Consider the following 18863-nt stretch of genomic DNA (forward strand, 5'->3'; position numbering starts at 1 on the left):
ATTTATAACTATATTGAAAGGCTTTAAACTTACATTTTACTAAAATCTTTATTTACTTCAACCAACAAAAGTATGGGATTGATTAAAGAATTCAAGGATTTTGCCGTCAGAGGCAATGTCGTCGACCTGGCCGTTGCAGTGATTATCGGTGCGGCATTCGGAAAGGTAGTGTCCTCCCTGGTGAATGACATTATCATGCCCCCAATCGGATTATTGGTGGGGGGTGTGGATTTTACCGACCTGATGGTAGTCCTCAAAGATGCATACCTGGATCCGGCGGGGACAGAAATTGCAGCAGTGACCATAAATTATGGCAATTTTATTCAGTTTGTGGTTGATTTTTCAATTGTTGCATTGGCTGTGTTTATGATCGTTAAACTGATCAATAACCTGAAGAAAAAGGAAGAAGCGGCACCTACTCCTCCACCTCCTACGGTTAATAAAACCGAAGTGTTGCTGGAAGAAATCAGGGACTTGTTGAAAAAGCAAGGATGATAACTCTGGATTATTAACCGGTAAAAGCTTTTATTGTGGCTTTTACCGGTTAAACTGGTACCGTACCTGAAAGGTGGTTTCTGTTATTTCATTGCCCGCTATCTCCTGCAGTCCGGTGCCAATGCTCTCCCTATTGGTATAGGTGGTTTTGGCCCATCTTAACCAGAAGGTGATTCGTTGATTTAATTTATATTGCCCCAGCAGATAATACCGGTATCCCTGACCATATAAATTAGGTATTGAAAATGCCCACAGTACGTTCCTCTCGTAAAGGAATTGTCTGTTTTCAAAGTCATCCGTATCAAAAAGAGAAAGTCTCCCACTGAATTTCCAATTTCCCAGGTTGGCCGAGAGGTCCTGCAATATGGCAAAGCCTCTGGTTTTTTGTCCATTTATTTGAAATGAACTTTGTTGAACCCTTGTTTTGAATTGCCACCACTGATTGGGTTGGTAGGAAAGGCTCCAAACAAAATTTCTCCGTTTTCCTGTAGCCAACTGGTAGTGGTTGCTGGATTGTTCCTCCGAAACCAGGTTTCTGCTTTTGGTTTCCTCTCTCCACTGGATAAAGGACATCAGTTTTTTATGCGGTCGGTAGGTGAAGCGGCTTAGCCATTCATTTCCTGATGAGGGTGCATACATCCGGAAACGTAACCAGGGAAAGGTGAAATAATCGTAATATGCAGACCAATTTATTTTTCTGTTGGGTTTAAAATTGAGTCCTAAATACAATCCTTCTTCGTTGATGGGTCGGGAGCCTTCAGAGAAAGCATTTCCATAAAAAGAGTGAAAGTTTCTATCGAATTTTCTCCAAACCAGAGAAAGGTCCAGAGATCGATTTAAGCTGCTCATGATCCCGAAAACATGGCCCATTCCCCGGCTTTTTGAAATGGCCGATTCTGCAAAAAAGTAGTGGTTGGCAAAATTATAAGAAAAGTAAATACTACCTGTGTAATTGCTTTTGCCCCTGAATTCAAATTGATTGTAAATTCTTTTTAGTGGAAATACCTCCTGGCTGTATCTGGAATGAAGAAAATTAGTCCCTAATTGAATACCCTTGTCTGAATTGCGGTATTGCAGGTTGAGGCCGAAATTTTGTTCCCTGGCTTGTCCCTTTTTTTCGATTTCATTTTTGGTGCGGTGCAATCCCGAACTGATCAGGGAAGACAAATAGCTTTCAGAAGCTTCCAGGCTGTCCGGGATTACCTGTAAATTTGCACTCCTGGGAGCAAGGGAAAACAGGCCAGTCAATTCCAAATTTCCGGTTTTGTAAGTAGCAGCAGCTCCTCTGAAAAAGCCGGATTCCAGGACTGAAGTATAGGGCCTCAGGCCCAGAGAGCTTCTCCTTACCGTGGCTATGGTTTCTGCCCCCTTTCCCACCGAAAAGCCAGAACCAAATACCAATCCTTGACCAAATTGGAGTTGATAGTCTCCCAAAGCCAGGGTTTTCCAGGGGCCTTTGTCAAAAAGCATAAAATGAAAGGACAAAAAATCAAAACCATACCTTTTGGTTTTTTTATCCCAGATAAACTGCTCTCCGGCATCTTTTTCGGCAGTCAACCCAATGCTGAAGTCGCCGGGCTGTTGAAGCCGGAACCTGACATAAAGGTCATCAGGGCCACCCAGGTAGCGGCTGCTGAGTTGACCGTTGCTCAGGGTATCTGCAGGGGTGAATCCTTTTCGGGTTTGCCAAACCCGGCGGTTTCTAAAAATAAGGTAGGCATTTTCTGCTGCCTGAAAGCGTTTAAATCCAGGCATTTTTTGATTTCCTGAGTAAACATCTTGTCGTATGAAGGGGAGGATATTTTCGATCGTTTCCAGGGTCCATCCCGGAATGGCCTGTAGCTCGTAAACGGAAATTAATGGCCCAAATGTATTCCGGTAGTCCAAAAAGGAAGCTAGCTGAAAGGGGCTGAGGATATACAGGGAGCGGAGCTGTTCGGCAGTGGCTTCTTGCAGGTCAAGTGGGTTTAAATGCACCTGTAAAAGACTCTCATACAGGTCTTCATAGGCAATATCTTCCTCCTGAAAGGAGAACCGTTCCTCAACAAAACTTTCTAAATCCAACTCTCCGGTTGCAACATTTTGAGCTGAAAGCCGATACATGCCCACCAGTAAAAATAAGCCGGAAAAAATCAGCGTTTTCAAGGTTCTGAGAGGTTATAGTTAAAGGAAAAATGATGCGTAAAACCCAACAGGTAATTGCGGCTCATGGCATAGTCGATTTGATACCTCCGGGGCTTGAACCCAATACCAAAATACAAATTGTTGGGTTGGGTATTGATGCCTGTTCTTGCCCAAAATTTTTGCTCGAAATTGTATGCTAATCCTGCTTTAAACTGTGCTGGTGAAAGCAATTCCTTCTCTGTTTCAAGATTAACCATGAGGTTTTCTGAAGGCCGGTAGGAGATGCCTGCTTTCATGGTGGTAGGGAGATAATCCCTGCTGTCCTTGCTTATCGCTGATCGGGTTAGGTTGTACATATGGGCTCCAAAAAATAAGCCTGGTATGAGTTCCGCTGTACCTCCAAACTCAATAACGGGCCGGGCACTTCTGCCGAAACCATCAATATTGGTCTGGAAATAGCTCAGTTTGATTCCCAGGCTGGCCAGTCCCAATTGATTGGCCAGACCAATGCCAATTTGTTGCTGGTTAAAAAGCGCCGCACCATAGGTTGAAAGCCCGATTCCTATGTTTCCCAATTTGTTTGCAGGAATGGTCAAACCTGCAGCGAGAGTGGTCAATTCATTTAATCCCAACCGATGGTCATATCCTGCAAATGCGATCAGCTGATCAGGTGCTGTACCCAGGGCCCCAATATTGTTGAAAACGGCCCAGGGCTCGTTTAGGGTGAGGCTGGCATTTCCTAATCCCATGCTTTGCGCACCTTTCGGGAAATGATCCATACTGTTTTGTGCCCCGCCATTCCTGATCTGGACGGTAAATAAAAGTATTGTTATCAAAACCCATTTCTCCATTGTCAAAAAAGCTTAGGGAAAAATAAATTGACAAAGTAATATAATACAAAAAAATGTATATTAAAAACAATTAAGGAATTTATAAAGGGGCCTTTACATTGATAAAGAAACTTCCGGGACCCGTATTGGTGAAAGAATATTCAAAGCGGAAAACGGCATCATAGATACCGATAAGGTCTAGACCCAGGCCAAAACCAGATAGGTACCGGTTCGTCAGCCGGGCATTTTCCGGCAACCTGTTGGCATCCCTGACAAAACCCTGGTCAAAATTGGCGCTCAGGTAGAGTTGAAAGGGAATGATGGAAAACTCTTCAAGGGGCATAAAATCAGAAATATCAAAAGCTACATTGAGTAATTCATACCGAAGACTGTTTTTATGCACGAAGGTTTGTTGTCCTTCTATGACATTCACCTCATAGCCCCTGATAAAATCAGGTTTATAACCTATACCCCTCACCAGGGTATATGGTTGTCTGGAACTGAAGAATGCTGATCCCGAAATTCCCGTTGCAAAGTAGAATTTCCCACCCAGGGGAGTGTATTTGCTGGCCAGGATAGAAAATTCGGTTTCACTGATATTGTCTCCTGCAAAGAGGCCATATTGTGTCAGGCTCATGTCCAGTAATGTGCCCTGGGTAGCATAAGCCACGTTATCCCTATGGTCGTGCCGGTACCGGTAGGTAGCCTGAAAATACTTGAGCCTTTGGCTGTCATGGGTAAAGTAGTCAGGATTTTGCTCCAGCACATCTTCATGTATCCGGGTATTGTGAAAACCCAGCGTCAGGAAATGGGTATTGTAAAAACTACCCCTGAAGTTGTAAGTCAAAAAAGCATTGATGGTTTTTCTGAGGACATCTTCTTCCTGGTTTTTATAAAAAAATTGTTTGTTGTCTACAGATCTGATGGGAATATTTTTGTTGGTATAATAATTAAACTTGGCTGCCAATCCGTGCACCTGGTTTTTGTCAAAGTAAGGTATGCTGTAATTCAGGTCAATGGCCTGGGTAAATCCCAATTGCCCTATGATCCTCAATTTTTCATTCCTGCCACCTACATTGTTGTGGTCTAACTTAATACCATAATTGACTCTGGAAAAGTCCCTTCCCTGATTGATCCACCATTCCGAAAAATTTCTATCTGCAAGGTTAAAAATAATGCTGGGCAGAATGTACCATCTTTCTTTTAAGGATACCAGTAATTCCACCTGGTCATCTTCCAGAAAAAGGGGGGTGAGCGTGACGGTAGTAAAGAGCTGCAGGTTATAGATTTTTTTTTGATCGGCCAGCAATAACTGTACGAAGTCATTCCAATCATATACCTCACCTTCCTCAATATCCATTTCTCTTAAAATGATCCTTCGGCGGGTTTTTTCATTTCCTACCACGAATATATTGTTCACAGTCACTCTTTCCGGAGGACTCGATTGCTTTATAGTGTCAATGGTGGGAATATCCCCGGCATGCCCCTGCTGGCTTGCCAAAAAACCTAAAATCAAAAGTAAGAAAAGGGATATTAAAGGTTTAAATGTCAAAATGACCCGAAAGTTGATAGGTGGATGTAGAACTTTAATGTTATTTTTTTTCTTATATGGTATAAATACGATAAAAGTGAAGCAAATAGTCAAGAAAATTGCAATATTTCCCATATTGGTGTATCAATATCTCTTATCACCCTTATTTCCAAGGTCTTGCAGGTATCATCCTACTTGTAGTCAATACATGAAGGAAGCTATTTTGAAACATGGAGTATTCAAAGGAGGCTGGCTGGGATTGAAAAGAATAAGCAGGTGCCACCCCTGGGGAGGGCAGGGACACGATCCTGTCCCCTGATTTACTCCTCAATGTTTTTTTTGCTTCCGTTTTTCAGGGCATAAAACACAAGTCCAATTCCAGCAAGAACCAGGGGGATACTCAATGCCTGCCCCATATTGAATGCGAGGTTGTCCTCAAATTCTACCTGATTTTCTTTGAAGAACTCCCAAACAAACCGCATTCCAAATACGGATATCAGGAATATTCCCAGGTATAAACCCTCGGGAATGGTGGAGGTATACTTCTTCCATCCCAAAAAGAGGAAGGCAAATATCAGCAGGTAGGTAATGGATTCGTAAATTTGGGTAGGGTGTTTGGCTATCCCAAAAGTTTTGACCACAGCAAGGTAGTGGCTGCCCTGGTCCCGGATCTCCAAATCAAGAGGAGCATCTGGATCTTCTGCCATGTACTTTTTTGAACTGCTAAACCGGGTCAGGGCATACTTGATATCCCTTTCCAAAACGTTTCTCAGGTTCTTTTCATCAAACCCCCCCTTGTTGATCTGTATGTCTATGTTAACAGGTACCCTTCCGGATCCAGTCAATTCTTCCTTCCGTTCATTGGGTTTATAAGCGGTGATATCTTCAATGGGAAGGTTCATGGTAAGCAGGATTTCCTCCGTATCTCTGGCAAAAACAAATCCTGAATCCGTGCCTGTGGCTTTTCCGCCAATTTCTGAATTCATGAGGTTACCAAACCTGATCAATGCCCCTGTCAGCGCAACTACGATCACTATCCGGTCCACCACCCAAAGGTATGATTGGCCCGGGGTCTTTTTCGCATATAGCCAGAGCGCAAAAAGTATCCCAATGGCCGCTCCATGACTGGCCAGGCCGCCTTCCCATACCTTCAGTATATCAATGGGGTTGCTCAGGTACCTGGCAGGCTCATAAAAGAGCACATGCCCCAAACGCGCACCGATAATGGTAGCCAGCACCATGTAGATGGTCAACCGGTCAACAAGGTTTTCATCCTGCCCCTCTTTTTTGAAAAAGTGTACCATGATCTGCTGGGAAATAATAAATCCTAGGGCGAAAAGCAGGCTGTACCAACGAAGCCTGTCAAACCCTGAAAAAACCGCCGGATTTGGACTCCAAACCACATAATACAAAATACTGTTGATCATTGCTTCTGTTTTTTTAGCTAATTGCCTAAAGTTATTCTTCGGTATTTTCCATTTCCTTTAATTCTTCCTGATACCCTCCGGATAAAATGGGAAAACGATACCAGGTTTTAGGGTCCACATTAAACTCATCCAGATGAAAAGATGGAGCCAGTCTTTCTCTCTTCCATTGGTTTCTGGACCACAACCGAAAGAATTTGGCAATGTAACTTTTTAAAATAGATGGTTCAAGAGAAAGTTCTTCTTTCAGGTTCAGATAAATATCTATTGGCGAACGTTTGTCTTTTATGGCCAGTTGCTCAATGGCGGTTAGTACCGGGTAGGGCATCAGGTCTTCCTCATCGGTCTGTTTTCTTTCCTTTGGTCTCAGCTCAGCAGTAGGTTGTAGCGCATTGACTTCCTTTAATCCCTCATAGCCCAATGTGCTCTCCGCCCATCGCAGCCATTGCAAAATAAAATCCTTTGAAACAGCCGCAATGGGGGAGATACTGCCACTTGTATCTCCGTCCATGGTGGTATAACCTACGTCCCCCTCACTCCTGTTAGAGGTGCTTAATAAAAGGCTGTTGTTGATGTTGGCCAGCATCCAAATAATCGGGGATCGCGCTCTGGCCTGGATATTTTGCAAGGCTATGTCATCCTTTTCCCATTCCAGCTTTCTACCCAGGGCAGCTTCTATTTTTCTGGTGTAGGAGGCTACCTCTTCATCAATAGACCATTGGTTAAAAACAGCACCAATGCTTTCGGCCAGGGATTTTGCACTATTAAATGTATCGGCAGAGGAGTTTTTTGTGCCCTGATAGGCAGTGGTAAGCAGTTTGCCGGTAATGTCTTTGACGCTGCTTTTGGGGTCAATGTCTGAAGACCGGTGAATTTTTTCCAGAAAAAGGGGTGTACCCAGGCATAGAATGCCTCTTCTGACCATTTCCGCAACCAAAATGGCAATGGTGGAAGAGTCTGCGCCCCCACTTAGGGACAGTACAAAGCCCTTGCTCCTGCTTTTTCGCAAGTAATCAAACAAAGCCAGCGAAACAGCAGCTGTAAATTCTTCGTTTTTGCTTTCGGTTGCTGTTTTTTCAGGGGTTTCTAGTGTTTTGGGTAAGGGGTATTTGAAGCTAATGAGTTGGTAATCCTTAAAGGATAACAAGGGGTTCTTATACAAGAGCTCTCCCTTATCAGCAAAAAGAACTTCTCCATCAAAGATCATCCTTCCACTTTCATTGCCCAGCAGGTTGACATAAAAATAAGCAGCCTCTAATGCTTCGGAACTCTCTGTAACGAGTATTTCCCTTTGGTGGCTTTTTCCCATAGCAAAATGGCTTGCACTGGGGTTAAGTATAAGGTTCACTTTTCGGTCTTTCAGCCGGTAACCGGGCCGGGCATCTCCTCTCCAGGCATCTTCACATATTTCAAAACCATAGCGAAGTCCTTTTTTTTCAAATATCATGTCCCCAAAAGGAACCGAGGCCCCGTCAAAATCCAGGCTTGTCATCAATCCGGCTTTCCAGGGAGTAAACCAGCGGCATTCATAATGTACCCCGTCAATGGCCAAAAATTGCTTGGGAACAAAACCAAGGACTTTGCCATTTTCAAGCACGGCCATGCAATTGTAAACTTTTTGGTTGATGCGGCAGGGTAAACCCAGGCAGACGGTAATTCCTTTGGTGAAAGGAAGGGCTTTTTTGAGATAGGCAAGGGCTTTTTTGGGATACCAGTAACTTAGAAAAAGATCTTCACTTCCGTAGCCTGTAATGCTCAGTTCGGGAAAGCAAAGCAAGTCCACGCTTTGGTCCTTCGCTTTTTGAATGGCTTGCAGAATATGGTTAAAGTTTCCCTCCCAATCCAGGGGTGTTTGGTTTACTGTTGCGCCTGCAAGATGTAGAGAAGACATAAATTTAGCTTTTCACCCAAAATAATGAATGATCTTTTTAAAAGATAATCTGTAATTTTTCGCAGGCTATTCTGGCAGCCTCCTGTTCGGCTTTTTTCTTGGTAGGCCCTTTTCCTTCCGAGAACGAAGCCCCCCCTATATTCAAGCTTACGGTAAATTCCTTGAATCTTTGGTTGCCATCTACGGATTTTAACTCAAAATCAATCTCCTTGTTATCTTTTTGAGACCATTCTATGATTTTACTTTTAAAGTTTATCGTTGTAGCGATGATGCTGTCCAGATCAAAGAAAGGGTTGATGAGTCTTTTGTTTATGAATTTTTTACAGAAATAGTATCCTCTGTCCAGGTAAATGGCCCCAATCAGTGCTTCAAGGGTATCGCCATAAAGGGATTTAAAGGAATTGGGTACTTTGCCATCCATTTCAGATTCTACAATGATGGGTAAACCGATTTTTTGGCCCACCTGGTTCAAGGATTCTCTGTTAACGATGCGGGAACGGGTTTCTGTGAGGAAGCCTTCGTTCCTGTAGGGGAATTTTTGAAAAAGATATTCTGCTACAACGGTACCCAGGACTGCATCTCCAAGATACTCCAGACGTTCATTGCTGATTTTTACGCCGGACTTTATTTCTTTGGATACCGAGACGTGTCTGAAAGCCAGCCTGTAAAGGGATAAATTTAAAGGCTTGCTACCCACTATGTTCTTGATAGCGGAAGCAAGCCTTTTTTCTTTCTTGTTGTAAGTTAGCTCCTGAACCCTGAGCAACCGAAGTAATTTCAAATTTATTCCTTTGTTTTTTTGAAAATGATGGAACAATTATGGCCGCCAAATCCAAAAGTGTTACTTAGCGCTATATTCACTTCCCGCTCCTGGGCTTTATTGAAAGTGAGGTTCAATTTTGGGTCCACTTCTTCATCATCCGTAAAATGATTTATGGTAGGAGGGACAAGATTATTTTTCATGGCAAGAATCGAGGCGATGGCTTCAACAGCACCTGCAGCACCTAGCAAATGCCCAGTCATGGATTTAGTGCTACTGATATTCATTTTATAGGCATGATCACCAAAGATTTTTTTTATGGCTTTGACTTCACTCAAATCTCCCAGGGGAGTAGAGGTTCCATGTACATTGATATAGTCAATGGCTTCGGCTGAAATCCCTGCATCTTCAAGGGCAAATTTCATTACATTCGCTGCACCCCTGCCTTCAGGGTGTGGTGCAGTGATATGATAAGCATCGCCAGTCATACCTCCCCCAATCAATTCAGCATAGATCTTGGCTCCACGGGCTTTGGCATGCTCATACTCTTCCAGAATCAGGGCACCTGCACCTTCTCCCAGTACAAATCCATCCCTGTCTTTATCAAAGGGTCTGGAGGCTGTTGCCGGATCGTCATTTCTTTGAGAAAGTGCCTTAAGGGCATTGAAACCACCTACACCTGCTTCTGTTACAGCCGCTTCTGAACCTCCGGAGATAAATACATTTGCCTTGCCCAAACGGATATAGTTAAAGGCATCTATTAATGCATTGGTGGCCGATGCGCAAGCCGAAACCGTAGCAAAATTAGGTCCCTGAAATCCATATTTAATGGAGATAAACCCCGCAGCTATATCCGCAATCATTTTAGGGATAAAGAATGGGTTAAATCTAGGGACACCTTCTCCATTGACAAAATCGGTGACTTCATCCTGAAAGGTTTTGAGCCCACCAATACCAGACCCCCAAATCACCCCGGCCCTGCTTAGGTCAATCTTCTCCAGGTTTAAACCTGAATCATTCATGGCCTCCTCCACAGCCACCATGGCATACTGGGTGTAAGGATCAATTTTTCTTGCTTCCTTCCTGTCTAAAAAATCCGATATATCAAGATTTTTAACTTCGCAGGCAAATTGGGTTTTGAATTTTGAGGCGTCAAAACGGGTAATAGGCGCAGCACCGCTTACACCATTTGTCAAACCGTTCCAAAATTCGTCAACGGTGTTACCAATTGGTGTAAGGGCACCTAAACCTGTTACTACAACTCTTCTTAAATTCATAAATGATTTTAAGTATGGGTTATTTTACGTTAGCTTCTAAATAGCTAACCGCCTGGCCAACCGTACCGATCTGTTCAGCCTGGTCATCCGGAATGGAAATGTTGAATTCTTTTTCGAATTCCATAATAAGTTCTACAGTATCCAAAGAATCGGCACCAAGGTCATTGGTGAAGCTCGCTTCGGGAGTAACTTCAGATTCTTCGACGCCTAACTTATCAACGATAATGGCTTTTACTTTTTGTGCAATTTCAGACATTTTGTGATCAGTTTAGTTTAAACACTCCGCAAAGAAAATTATTTAATACCTGAATGTCAAAAAAAAAGGCAAACTAAATTAAGAACTTTCCACCAGAGATTGAAGTTGGAATAAAATTTTTAACTTTGTTTTTTTAAATTCTTCCTAAATGAAGAAAAACAAACTTCATGTCGAAACGGTATTTGATTTTGATCTTTTAGGCCTTGTAGCCCCTCTAAAGGACTATAAACTGGCCTGGCTGATCAACCATACACTCGGGATCAATTTAAAAAAAACGGCAGATTATGAAATGGAATTTCTCCATCAGCCGGATTTAATTATTTCTCAATTTATTATAGAAAAAGAACATGGGTACATACAATTACTCAGAAATAAGTCATATCCGGTAAGGGGGCAGTCCAGATTTCTGGTTCCTGAGCTCAGGAATATGGATTACTTTTTACTCAGTCAGGACTTAACCTGTGAAGTGGATTTTAATACGTATATTGACGGCCTTTCCAAGGTTAATGGAATCCATGGCATTGTAAAAATTGATATCAATAAGTTAAAATCAAAAGAAAACCTGTTAACATATTAAATAATACATAAAAATGAGAGTACCTATTTTTAATAAAACGAAAATATTAGCTACCGTTGGTCCGGCCAGCAACACCAAAGAAACCATTACAGAATTGGTAATGGCGGGAGCTGATATTTTCAGATTAAATTTCTCCCATGGGGATCATGGGATCCACGCAGAAGTGGTCAAGACCATACGGGAGGTAAATAAAGATTTAGAATTTAATATAGGTATCCTTCAGGATCTTCAGGGACCAAAGATACGCGTGGGGGAGGTGGAAAATAATGGTGTGCTGATTAAGCAGGGAGATCCCATCACCATTACCAACGATCCTGTGGTAGGCACGGCCTCCCTGGTAAGTACGGTTTATCAGAATCTGCCAAATGATGTGGTGCAAGGTGATCGCATACTCATAGATGATGGAAATCTTGAGTTGGTGGTATTAAAGACGGATGGTAAAAATGTAGATTGTACAGTGGTGCATGGAGGCATTTTGAAATCCCGTAAAGGGATCAACCTTCCCAATACAAAAATCAGTGCTCCCTCACTGACTGAAAAAGACCTTATCGATTTGGAGTTTGGGCTGGAGAACGAAGTAGATTGGATTGCCCTTTCTTTTGTCCGCACAGCCGATGATATCCTGGATTTAAGGGAAAGAATCACCAATGCCGGTAAGGATTGTAAAATTGTGGCCAAGATTGAAAAACCTGAGGCTTTGGACAATATTGATGAAATCATTGCGGCGACTGATGCCATCATGGTGGCAAGAGGAGATTTGGGTGTGGAGGTACCCATGGAAATCGTACCCCTGTGGCAAAAAAGGATGGTTGAAAAATGCAAAATCGCCTGCAAGCCTGTCATCATTGCAACCCAGATGATGGAAAGTATGATTGTGAACCCCAGACCTACCAGGGCAGAAACAAATGACGTTGCCAGTGCGGTATTGGATGGAGCAGATGCCGTGATGTTATCCGCCGAAACAGCCTCGGGAAAATTCCCCATTGCTGCTGTGAAAGCCATGAGCAAGATTATTGACCATATAGAAGTAAATGCAGATATCTACCACAACCTTTACAAAATCCCTGAAGACACGGAGAGCTTTTTAAGCAATAATTTGTTATTAATGGCGAGCAGGCTGTCAAGAAATGTGAAAGCCAAGGCCATAGTAGGGATCACCACTTCCGGATTTACCGCCTTTAGGATTTCTTCCCACAGGCCTTCAGCAGCTATTTTTGTTTTTACCCGGAACAAAAAACTTTTGACCCAACTGAGTTTGGTTTGGGGCATCAGGGCCTTTTACTACGACAACAGGGTCTCTACTGACGCCACTTTCCAGGACATCCAGGATAAGCTGAAAGAGGAGAACCATGTGACCGAAGGGGATATTATCATCAATACCGCAAGCATGCCTTTAAAGGCCAAAGGAAGAACCAATATGCTAAAAATACATGTGGTCGATTGATAGCTGCCCAACGGTGGGATTGTCTTGAAACCGCAGGGTTCGATTAGTTGACCAATAAATTTTTAGGCAGCCTGGTAAAAACAGGCTGCCTTTTTTGCCTCACAGGTTTTCCGGCCCTTTCGGAGATACCATTATTACTTTTTCCCTGTCTACCATTACTGCCCCGGCAGGAGAACCCTTTACTTTACGTACAAATTTGCAGGGGGTGAATATTACAGCAGCCAGAGAGGTTGTTTTATTTTTGGAATAATAGGCTGCCAGGGCGGCGGCTTTTTCCAGAACGGGATTGGGAATAGCCATACCCGATTGTTGTTTGATGATTACGTGAGAGCCTGCTACGTCTTTGGCATGTAACCAGATATCCTCTTTCCAGGTATACCTCCTTAACAACTCATCATTGGACCTGGCAGACTTTCCTACCCATACTTCGAAACCCTCTACCTCAAATTTTTTGTAAGGCAATTGTACCTGTTCCTGTTTTGAACCATGGATTGTTCCTGTTTTGGTTTTTGCTTTTAGGGTGCGGAAATCTTCCACTTGCAGCAATTCTTCCTCCTCCTGTTTTAATTCAGCAAGTTGTTTTTCCTTTACATCGAGATTTTTTCTTAGTTGTTCAAATTCAATTTTTTTGTTTTTGCTTTTTCTGTAGAGGTTTTCGGCATGTTTTTGTGGGCTGGTTCCTTTTTTTAACTTTATTTCCCGAACCTCATTGGAATAAAAATCAAACAAATTCACCTGCTCTGACCCAGGGGGTATTTGATGGAGGTTTGCCATAATGATGTCTGCCGTTTGACTAAGCGCTGGTTCGCTTTCCATAATTTTTAGCTTATCCCTGGTTTTCTGGAGGTAATTCTCCGTTTTTTTCCTTTGCTCGGCTAAAGACCGTAACAAGGCCAGTTTTTGGCTGTCAAAGGCTTGTTGAACTACTGCCTTTTGGTAATAACTATTGGCGGCCTCCAGCGGATCAGTGGTAGCGTATAGCGCATTAGAGCAGGGAAGAAGGGTCAGCAGGTATTTGTCTTCCTCCTGATAAATGGAAAACAGGGGGCTTTCCATCATGTCCATTACTTCCTGTATCAATTTGAACCTTGATTCCAGATCAGCTTCAATATATCCCTGTTTTTTCAACCAGGCTCTGGGAAGTTTTCCCAGGGTCGGCAAAAACTGGCTGGCATTGCCTTGCAGGGCTTTGAACCGGGCCCAGCTCAGGTCCAAGGGTTTTTCCAATCCAGAAAGTTGAATCGTCATGTCTTCTCTAAGATCCTTCCTGAACAACCGTACAGGAAGGTCGTCCCTGGTGGGGTATAGCAGGATATTGGACCGGCTTCCATGCATTTTAAACAACAGTATCAGGCCATTGTCAAACTCTAGAAAAAAGGCCCTTTCAAATGCCAGTAGGTGTATGCCGGTAAGGGTATGGTGAAGGACTTCCGGAAACAGGTCAACATTGTTTTTTTTGCTTCTTTTAAAATCCTCTGGAAAGCTCAGGCTGGTATTTGATGGGAGCAACAATGCCCTGATGTGAAAAGATCGGTTTTCTTTGGTTTGAAATTCCAGTATCAATTCTTCCTTATGCTGTGAAAAGCAGGCTGTAGTAAGGCCTCCGAGAATTTTTTTTTCCAATGCAGGGCAAAGGAACCGGAGAAAGTGATAATTCAGGTGCATGTCAGGTGCAGATTTGTAAGCCGTCAAAAGCCATGGCTACATTTTCAGGCAGGTTGGTTTGAACCTTTTGATGCAGGCCCAACTTATGGCTAATATGAGTCAGATAGGCGCTTTCAGGATTGATTTCTTCTATGAAAGCAAGGGCCTCCTCCAAAGTAAAGTGAGAAATATGTGGTTTAATTTGCAAAGCATTCAGAACCAGTGTTTTTGTCCCTTTAACTTTTTCAATCTCCTCGGGTGAGATGTAATTGGCATCAGTAATGTAGGTAAAGTCACCTATCCTAAACCCGAAAACCGGTAATTTGTGATGCATGACTTGAATCGGGGTAAATGTGATACCCATCACATCAAAGGGGAGGTTGCTGACTTCATGCATCATCACCCTGGGTATCCCGGGATATTTGTTTTTCGCAAAAATATAAGCAAATTCTGATTTGATCTGATTCAGTACCTGAGTTGTGCCAAATAAGGGGATGTCTGTTTGCTGTTTGAAATTGAATGGCCTGATGTCGTCCAGACCTGCAGTATGGTCTTTGTGCTCATGAGTGTATACCACCGCATCAAGCCTGTGAATGGAATTATGGAGCATTTGCATTCTGAAATCCGGGCCTGTATCTATGACGATACTTGTACCCTGATCTTCAATGTGAAGGGATGTCCTCAATCGTTTGTCCCGGAAATCCAAAGACCGGCAGACCTCGCAATTGCAACCAATGACAGGCACACCTTGAGAAGTTCCAGTCCCTAAAAATGTTATGTTCAAAGCTTCAATTCAGTTTGTTTAAGTTCAATCAGAAAATCTTGTTGCTTTTGATTTTCAAAAGACTGAGGGTTAAAATCAAGCGTTTTTAAGATTTCCAGCAAAGCATTTATTTTGCCCTCCAAGGTAAAATACTTATTGATGATAACGATCTTAGTGTCTTTTAGAATACAATAACCTGATTTAAAATTGCCTTTTTCATACCTAAGGTGATATTCAGAGGCAGCAAAAATATTTTCCAATTTGTCCAAATAGTTTTTGGTATACTTGATGGGCATTTTATTACTTGAAAAGATGCTTTTTTACCGTAGAAAGCAGTAAATCATAATCCAAAGGCTTTTGAACATAGTCATCAAGACCTGCTTTTTTGAAATCATCAAGGGTGAAATTTTTATAATTCCCTGTAATGGCGATGATCGGGATTCCTGATTTTTTTGCATCAGGAAGTTTACGGATGGCCTTGGTACAGGCAATGCCATCCATCACAGGCATATTGATATCCATCAGTATCAGGTCAAAGTCTTCATTTTCCAACTTATCCAGTACCTGTTTCCCATTTTTAACAGCTGTTATATGAAAGTTTTCAAATAACAGAACGTTTTTTGTTAAGTTGATGATCACAGAGCTGTCTTCCGCTACCAGTACTTTTTTGGATTCACTCATATTTCGCAAATATTTTATCGTTTTCAATAAGCTTTTGGTAGGTTTTTAATCCCTCTTCCAACTTTCTAATTTCCTTGTACAATTCGTTATGTTCCAATTGCTTGATTTTTTTTTCAAAATTGGAAGTGACTTTGTGGATCACAATTACCCCCAAAGTTCCTGAATTACCCTTCAATATGTGAAGTTTTTCTCCAATTTCCTCAAATTTTTTCAAATCTGCCAATTTTTTTATTTCTTCAGTCAGGCTTTCCGCTTCTTCTAAAAAGTCATGATAGACTGATTTTATGTTATCCAGGTTATGGTATTTCAATAGCTGTTGAATGACAGATTCATTGAGATTGACTTCTTCATTGGAATCATTTTCTGAAGTATCGGGTTTATGAAGGCCTGGTTGCAAATGGAAATGGATGGTTTCCAAAAGGTCTTTTGGTTTCACAGGTTTGGCAATAAAATCATCAAAGCCGGTAGATAAAAAATACTCCCGATCACCCTGATTGGAATAGGCGGAAATGGCAATGATGGGGATATTGGTGATTTCTTCTTCTTTGATTATTTTGAGACAGGATATTCCATCCAGCCTGGGCATTTGTATGTCCATCAAAACAATGTCATACTTTTTTGTTTTGAGCATCTCAATGGCCTCCATGCCATCAGAAGCAGATTCAAAAAAATAGTTGTGTCCGATTACATTTTCGAAAACCCTGCGGTTCAGTGCATTGTCATCTACGATCAGGACTTTTTTGTTTTTCATGGCTGAAATTCCTTAACTTCGGGATTCTATTTTAGGTTTCACAAAATTTGACTCCCATCAACAAAATTCTTTTAGTCGTCGCCGGTCCAACTGCTGTAGGCAAAACTGATTTGTGCATAAATTTAGCCAAAAAATTTAATACTTCTATTATTTCCTCGGATAGTAGACAATTTTTTCGGGAAATGAATGTAGGTACCGCAAAACCGGGTACAGAGGATTTGAAAAAAGTACCCCATTTTTTTATTGATAACAAGTCCATTCACGATCCTTATGATGTTAAAGCATTTGAAAAAGATGCCCTTCATTTAATTGGAAATCTCTTCATAGATCAGGATTTGCTCGTCATGACTGGTGGCTCAGGTTTGTATATAGATGCAGTGGTAGATGGGCTGGATGAGATGCCAGAAACAGACCAGCAAATCAGGGAAGAGCTTAATCTCAAATACCGGAATGGTGGCTTGCCTGAGCTGCAAAACAGGTTGTTGGACCTGGATCCGGAATATTTTCAGCAGGTGGATCTCAATAACCCCCAGCGACTGATCAGGGCCCTTGAGGTATGCCTGAGCACCGGTAAACCTTTCAGTCGATTTAGGAAAAAAAGTAAAAAGTCAAGACCATTCAGGACCTTGAAAATAGCACTTAGCAGGGACAGAGAGGAACTTTATGCAAGGATAGATCAAAGGATGGATGAAATGATCCGCAATGGCCTTTTTGAAGAAGCGGCTCAATTGTATCCTTATCGGGAGTTGAATGCACTTCAGACGGTAGGCTACAAAGAAATATTTGGGTATTTAGATAGAGAATATGATAGGGAAGAAGCTATCAGGTTGCTGAAAAGAAATTCCCGAAGATATGCCAAGCGGCAATTGACCTGGTTGCGACGGGATCCGGACTACGTCTGGTTTCACCCCCAATCTTATACTGAAATCCAGTCCTGGATATTGGCTCAAATTTCCCGGTGACCCAGAAGTTTGGCCACAAAGGAATAAGGCTTGGTTTTAATCAGCTTATTGTATTCATACCTTATCCGTTTTGCCTGAAGAATTTTTTCTTCAAGAAGTTTGGTGCTCTCAGGACCATTAGCAGTCCGTTGCGAATTCCGCATTTCCCTGAACAGGCGTTCCGCCTTTGAAAGATCAATAACAGGGAAAGAATTCTGGGGTTCATCTGTTTTATCCATGCCTAAATTATCCATAAGCCCGGCGATGTGCTGCAAGGCTGTTTGCATGTTTTTTCTTTTTTGTAACAGGTTGTAATGCACCAGAATTACAAACAGGAACACAAAACCCCCCAGGGAAATAAAAATTGGTATGAATCCCATTTCAGATACTTAACAGTTCCTGAAGCCTGAGGTATTCTTCTTTCAGGGGTTTGCTTTTATTGATACATTCCTCAAAGGGAGAATAAACGACCTGGTCGTTAATAATTCCTGCCATACAGTTTGATTCGCCTTTTAGCAATCCCTCCACTGCCGCCATACCACTTCTGCTGCCTAAAATTCTATCTTTGGCCGTAGGGCTGCCACCTCTTTGGATATGGCCCAGGGTAGTGACTTTAAATTCTTTATCATCCCCTTTAAACTGGGATTTAACCTTATCCATAATCTGGGCTGCACCGCCCTCTTCATCACCTTCCGCTACCACCACTATACTTGAAGTTTTGGATTTTCTAAGTCCTTTGAGGGACTTTACCACATCATCTATGGTAGTGGTAGTCTCCGGTACCATGACCAGTTCAGCTCCCCCACCTATACCACATTCTATGGCAATATATCCACTATCCCTTCCCATTACTTCTATGAAAAAGATACGGTCATGTGCGGCCGCAGTATCCCTGATTTTATCTATGGCTTCCAATGCTGTATTAACTGCAGTATCAAAACCTATGGTATAGTCGGTGCCAAAAATATCATTGTCTATGGTGCCAGGACATCCAACGGTAGGTATTCCAAATTCCTCAAAGAATATTTTTGCTCCGGTGAAAGTGCCATCACCTCCTATAGCCACCAATCCTTCTATCCCATGTTTGGTGAGTTCATCATAGGCTTTTTTCCGGCCCTCTTTGGTTCGGAAATTCTCACTTCTTGCAGATTTTAGTATGGTCCCACCTCTTTGGAGGATATTACTTACCGAATGGGATTGCATTTTCCTGATGCTTCCATTTATCATTCCGTCATAACCATACATGATGCCATAAACATCAATCTCATGGTATATACCTGTTCTGACTACTGCCCTGATACAGGCATTCATTCCGGGTGAATCTCCTCCTGATGTAAATACTGCAATTTTCTTCATGATTGGATTTATAGGGTAGGGGACCCGAAGCTGGAAATAAGGCAAGCTTTCCAATCGGGATCAATAATTCATATTCAACGCTCAAATTTAAGGAAATATGGTCAATCGTTCAGCAAGA

At 42.2% G+C, this 18863-nt stretch carries 20 protein-coding genes; 5 read left to right on the plus strand and 15 right to left on the minus strand.

Annotated features, from left to right (window positions below; genetic code table 11):
• Positions 1 to 72 precede the first annotated feature (72 nt).
• Positions 73 to 495 (plus strand): large-conductance mechanosensitive channel protein MscL, encoded by a 423-nt coding sequence (gene mscL, locus G9Q97_RS02630; RefSeq protein ID WP_166142845.1) that lies wholly within the window; start codon positions 73 to 75, stop codon positions 493 to 495.
• A gap of 42 nt (positions 496 to 537) precedes the next feature.
• Here mscL and G9Q97_RS02635 read toward each other — a convergent pair whose 3' ends face one another.
• The 3 genes from G9Q97_RS02635 to G9Q97_RS02645 all read right to left on the minus strand — a co-directional run bounded on the left by G9Q97_RS02635 (position 538) and on the right by G9Q97_RS02645 (position 4965).
• Positions 538 to 2640 (minus strand): ComEA family DNA-binding protein, encoded by a 2103-nt coding sequence (locus G9Q97_RS02635; protein ID WP_246255340.1) that lies wholly within the window; start codon positions 2638 to 2640, stop codon positions 538 to 540.
• Positions 2637 to 3470: a PorV/PorQ family protein gene (locus tag G9Q97_RS02640; protein ID WP_166142847.1), complete on the minus strand. Its 834-nt coding sequence runs from the start codon at positions 3468 to 3470 to the stop codon at positions 2637 to 2639. Before G9Q97_RS02640 ends, G9Q97_RS02635 begins: the two co-directional genes overlap by 4 nt.
• 79 nt (positions 3471 to 3549) lie before the next feature.
• A complete protein-coding gene (locus G9Q97_RS02645; RefSeq protein ID WP_246255342.1) occupies positions 3550 to 4965 on the minus strand; it encodes a BamA/TamA family outer membrane protein in 1416 nt (471 codons plus the stop codon).
• A gap of 73 nt (positions 4966 to 5038) precedes the next feature.
• Between G9Q97_RS02645 and yidD the strand changes: the two genes are divergently transcribed.
• Positions 5039 to 5299, plus strand: coding sequence for a membrane protein insertion efficiency factor YidD (gene yidD, locus G9Q97_RS02650; protein WP_166142851.1), 261 nt, complete (start codon positions 5039 to 5041; stop codon positions 5297 to 5299).
• A 1-nt stretch (position 5300) separates the two neighbouring features.
• On the opposite strand, the gene G9Q97_RS02655 is transcribed toward yidD, so the two are convergent.
• The 5 genes from G9Q97_RS02655 to G9Q97_RS02675 are packed head-to-tail and all read right to left on the minus strand — an operon-like array spanning position 5301 to position 10588.
• Positions 5301 to 6407, minus strand: a complete 1107-nt coding sequence (locus G9Q97_RS02655; RefSeq protein WP_166142853.1) for a prolipoprotein diacylglyceryl transferase — start codon at positions 6405 to 6407, stop codon at positions 5301 to 5303.
• A 31-nt stretch (positions 6408 to 6438) separates the two neighbouring features.
• Complete coding sequence (nadE, locus tag G9Q97_RS02660) at positions 6439 to 8295, minus strand: NAD(+) synthase (RefSeq protein WP_166142855.1); 1857 nt, start codon at positions 8293 to 8295, stop codon at positions 6439 to 6441.
• Positions 8296 to 8332: 37 nt separating this feature from the next.
• A complete protein-coding gene (rnc, locus tag G9Q97_RS02665) occupies positions 8333 to 9076 on the minus strand; it encodes a ribonuclease III (protein WP_166142857.1) in 744 nt (247 codons plus the stop codon).
• 2 nt (positions 9077 to 9078) lie between these two features.
• A complete protein-coding gene (gene fabF, locus G9Q97_RS02670) occupies positions 9079 to 10332 on the minus strand; it encodes a beta-ketoacyl-ACP synthase II (protein WP_166142859.1) in 1254 nt (417 codons plus the stop codon).
• Positions 10333 to 10351: 19 nt separating this feature from the next.
• Entirely contained in the window at positions 10352 to 10588 is a 237-nt protein-coding gene (locus tag G9Q97_RS02675; protein ID WP_010855324.1) for an acyl carrier protein, read from the minus strand.
• A 148-nt stretch (positions 10589 to 10736) separates the two neighbouring features.
• Here G9Q97_RS02675 and G9Q97_RS02680 point away from each other — a divergent pair, with 148 nt between their 5' ends.
• A complete protein-coding gene (locus G9Q97_RS02680) occupies positions 10737 to 11165 on the plus strand; it encodes an IPExxxVDY family protein (RefSeq protein WP_166142861.1) in 429 nt (142 codons plus the stop codon).
• A gap of 13 nt (positions 11166 to 11178) precedes the next feature.
• Positions 11179 to 12609, plus strand: a complete 1431-nt coding sequence (pyk, locus tag G9Q97_RS02685; RefSeq protein ID WP_166142863.1) for a pyruvate kinase — start codon at positions 11179 to 11181, stop codon at positions 12607 to 12609.
• Positions 12610 to 12708: 99 nt separating this feature from the next.
• Here the strand turns inward: pyk and G9Q97_RS02690 are convergent, their stop codons facing one another.
• From G9Q97_RS02690 to G9Q97_RS02710, 5 genes are read right to left on the minus strand one after another with little or no spacing between them, the layout of a single operon-like run.
• Complete coding sequence (locus G9Q97_RS02690; protein ID WP_166142865.1) at positions 12709 to 14274, minus strand: NFACT RNA binding domain-containing protein; 1566 nt, start codon at positions 14272 to 14274, stop codon at positions 12709 to 12711.
• 1 nt (position 14275) lies between these two features.
• Positions 14276 to 15037 (minus strand): MBL fold metallo-hydrolase, encoded by a 762-nt coding sequence (locus tag G9Q97_RS02695; protein ID WP_166142866.1) that lies wholly within the window; start codon positions 15035 to 15037, stop codon positions 14276 to 14278.
• Positions 15034 to 15312, minus strand: coding sequence for a hypothetical protein (locus tag G9Q97_RS02700; RefSeq protein WP_166142868.1), 279 nt, complete (start codon positions 15310 to 15312; stop codon positions 15034 to 15036). Before G9Q97_RS02700 ends, G9Q97_RS02695 begins: the two co-directional genes overlap by 4 nt.
• 4 nt (positions 15313 to 15316) lie before the next feature.
• Entirely contained in the window at positions 15317 to 15697 is a 381-nt protein-coding gene (locus G9Q97_RS02705) for a response regulator (RefSeq protein WP_166142870.1), read from the minus strand.
• Positions 15690 to 16448 carry a response regulator gene (locus tag G9Q97_RS02710; RefSeq protein ID WP_166142872.1) on the minus strand — a complete coding sequence of 253 codons (759 nt, stop codon included), beginning with the start codon at positions 16446 to 16448 and terminating at the stop codon, positions 15690 to 15692. The genes G9Q97_RS02705 and G9Q97_RS02710 overlap by 8 nt, the downstream gene beginning before the upstream one ends.
• 47 nt (positions 16449 to 16495) lie before the next feature.
• Here G9Q97_RS02710 and miaA point away from each other — a divergent pair, with 47 nt between their 5' ends.
• The gene (gene miaA, locus G9Q97_RS02715; protein WP_166142874.1) at positions 16496 to 17410 is read left to right on the plus strand and encodes a tRNA (adenosine(37)-N6)-dimethylallyltransferase MiaA; all 915 of its coding nucleotides are present in this window, start codon (positions 16496 to 16498) and stop codon (positions 17408 to 17410) included.
• On the opposite strand, the gene G9Q97_RS02720 is transcribed toward miaA, so the two are convergent.
• Both G9Q97_RS02720 and pfkA read right to left on the minus strand, forming a co-directional pair.
• Complete coding sequence (locus G9Q97_RS02720; protein WP_166142876.1) at positions 17395 to 17769, minus strand: hypothetical protein; 375 nt, start codon at positions 17767 to 17769, stop codon at positions 17395 to 17397. The genes miaA and G9Q97_RS02720 overlap by 16 nt on opposite strands.
• Before the next feature lies 1 nt (position 17770).
• On the minus strand, positions 17771 to 18745 hold the full coding sequence (gene pfkA / locus G9Q97_RS02725; RefSeq protein ID WP_166142878.1) for a 6-phosphofructokinase: 975 nt from the start codon (positions 18743 to 18745) through the stop codon (positions 17771 to 17773).
• Positions 18746 to 18863: the final 118 nt, after the last annotated feature.

It is taken from the genome of Cyclobacterium plantarum, from assembly GCF_011290685.1.
Taxonomy (GTDB): Bacteria; Bacteroidota; Bacteroidia; order Cytophagales; family Cyclobacteriaceae; genus Cyclobacterium; species Cyclobacterium plantarum.

Coding starts and splice junctions, on each gene's coding strand:
- mscL (WP_166142845.1), top strand. CDS start 73: ATGGGATTGATTAAAGAATTCAAGGATTTTGCCGTCAGAGGCAATGTC.
- G9Q97_RS02640 (WP_166142847.1), bottom strand. CDS start 3,470: ATGGAGAAATGGGTTTTGATAACAATACTTTTATTTACCGTCCAGATC.
- yidD (WP_166142851.1), top strand. CDS start 5,039: ATGTTATTTTTTTTCTTATATGGTATAAATACGATAAAAGTGAAGCAA.
- G9Q97_RS02655 (WP_166142853.1), bottom strand. CDS start 6,407: ATGATCAACAGTATTTTGTATTATGTGGTTTGGAGTCCAAATCCGGCG.
- nadE (WP_166142855.1), bottom strand. CDS start 8,295: ATGTCTTCTCTACATCTTGCAGGCGCAACAGTAAACCAAACACCCCTG.
- fabF (WP_166142859.1), bottom strand. CDS start 10,332: ATGAATTTAAGAAGAGTTGTAGTAACAGGTTTAGGTGCCCTTACACCA.
- G9Q97_RS02675 (WP_010855324.1), bottom strand. CDS start 10,588: ATGTCTGAAATTGCACAAAAAGTAAAAGCCATTATCGTTGATAAGTTA.
- G9Q97_RS02680 (WP_166142861.1), top strand. CDS start 10,737: ATGAAGAAAAACAAACTTCATGTCGAAACGGTATTTGATTTTGATCTT.
- pyk (WP_166142863.1), top strand. CDS start 11,179: ATGAGAGTACCTATTTTTAATAAAACGAAAATATTAGCTACCGTTGGT.
- G9Q97_RS02690 (WP_166142865.1), bottom strand. CDS start 14,274: ATGCACCTGAATTATCACTTTCTCCGGTTCCTTTGCCCTGCATTGGAA.
- G9Q97_RS02700 (WP_166142868.1), bottom strand. CDS start 15,312: ATGCCCATCAAGTATACCAAAAACTATTTGGACAAATTGGAAAATATT.
- G9Q97_RS02705 (WP_166142870.1), bottom strand. CDS start 15,697: ATGAGTGAATCCAAAAAAGTACTGGTAGCGGAAGACAGCTCTGTGATC.
- G9Q97_RS02710 (WP_166142872.1), bottom strand. CDS start 16,448: ATGAAAAACAAAAAAGTCCTGATCGTAGATGACAATGCACTGAACCGC.
- G9Q97_RS02720 (WP_166142876.1), bottom strand. CDS start 17,769: ATGGGATTCATACCAATTTTTATTTCCCTGGGGGGTTTTGTGTTCCTG.
- pfkA (WP_166142878.1), bottom strand. CDS start 18,745: ATGAAGAAAATTGCAGTATTTACATCAGGAGGAGATTCACCCGGAATG.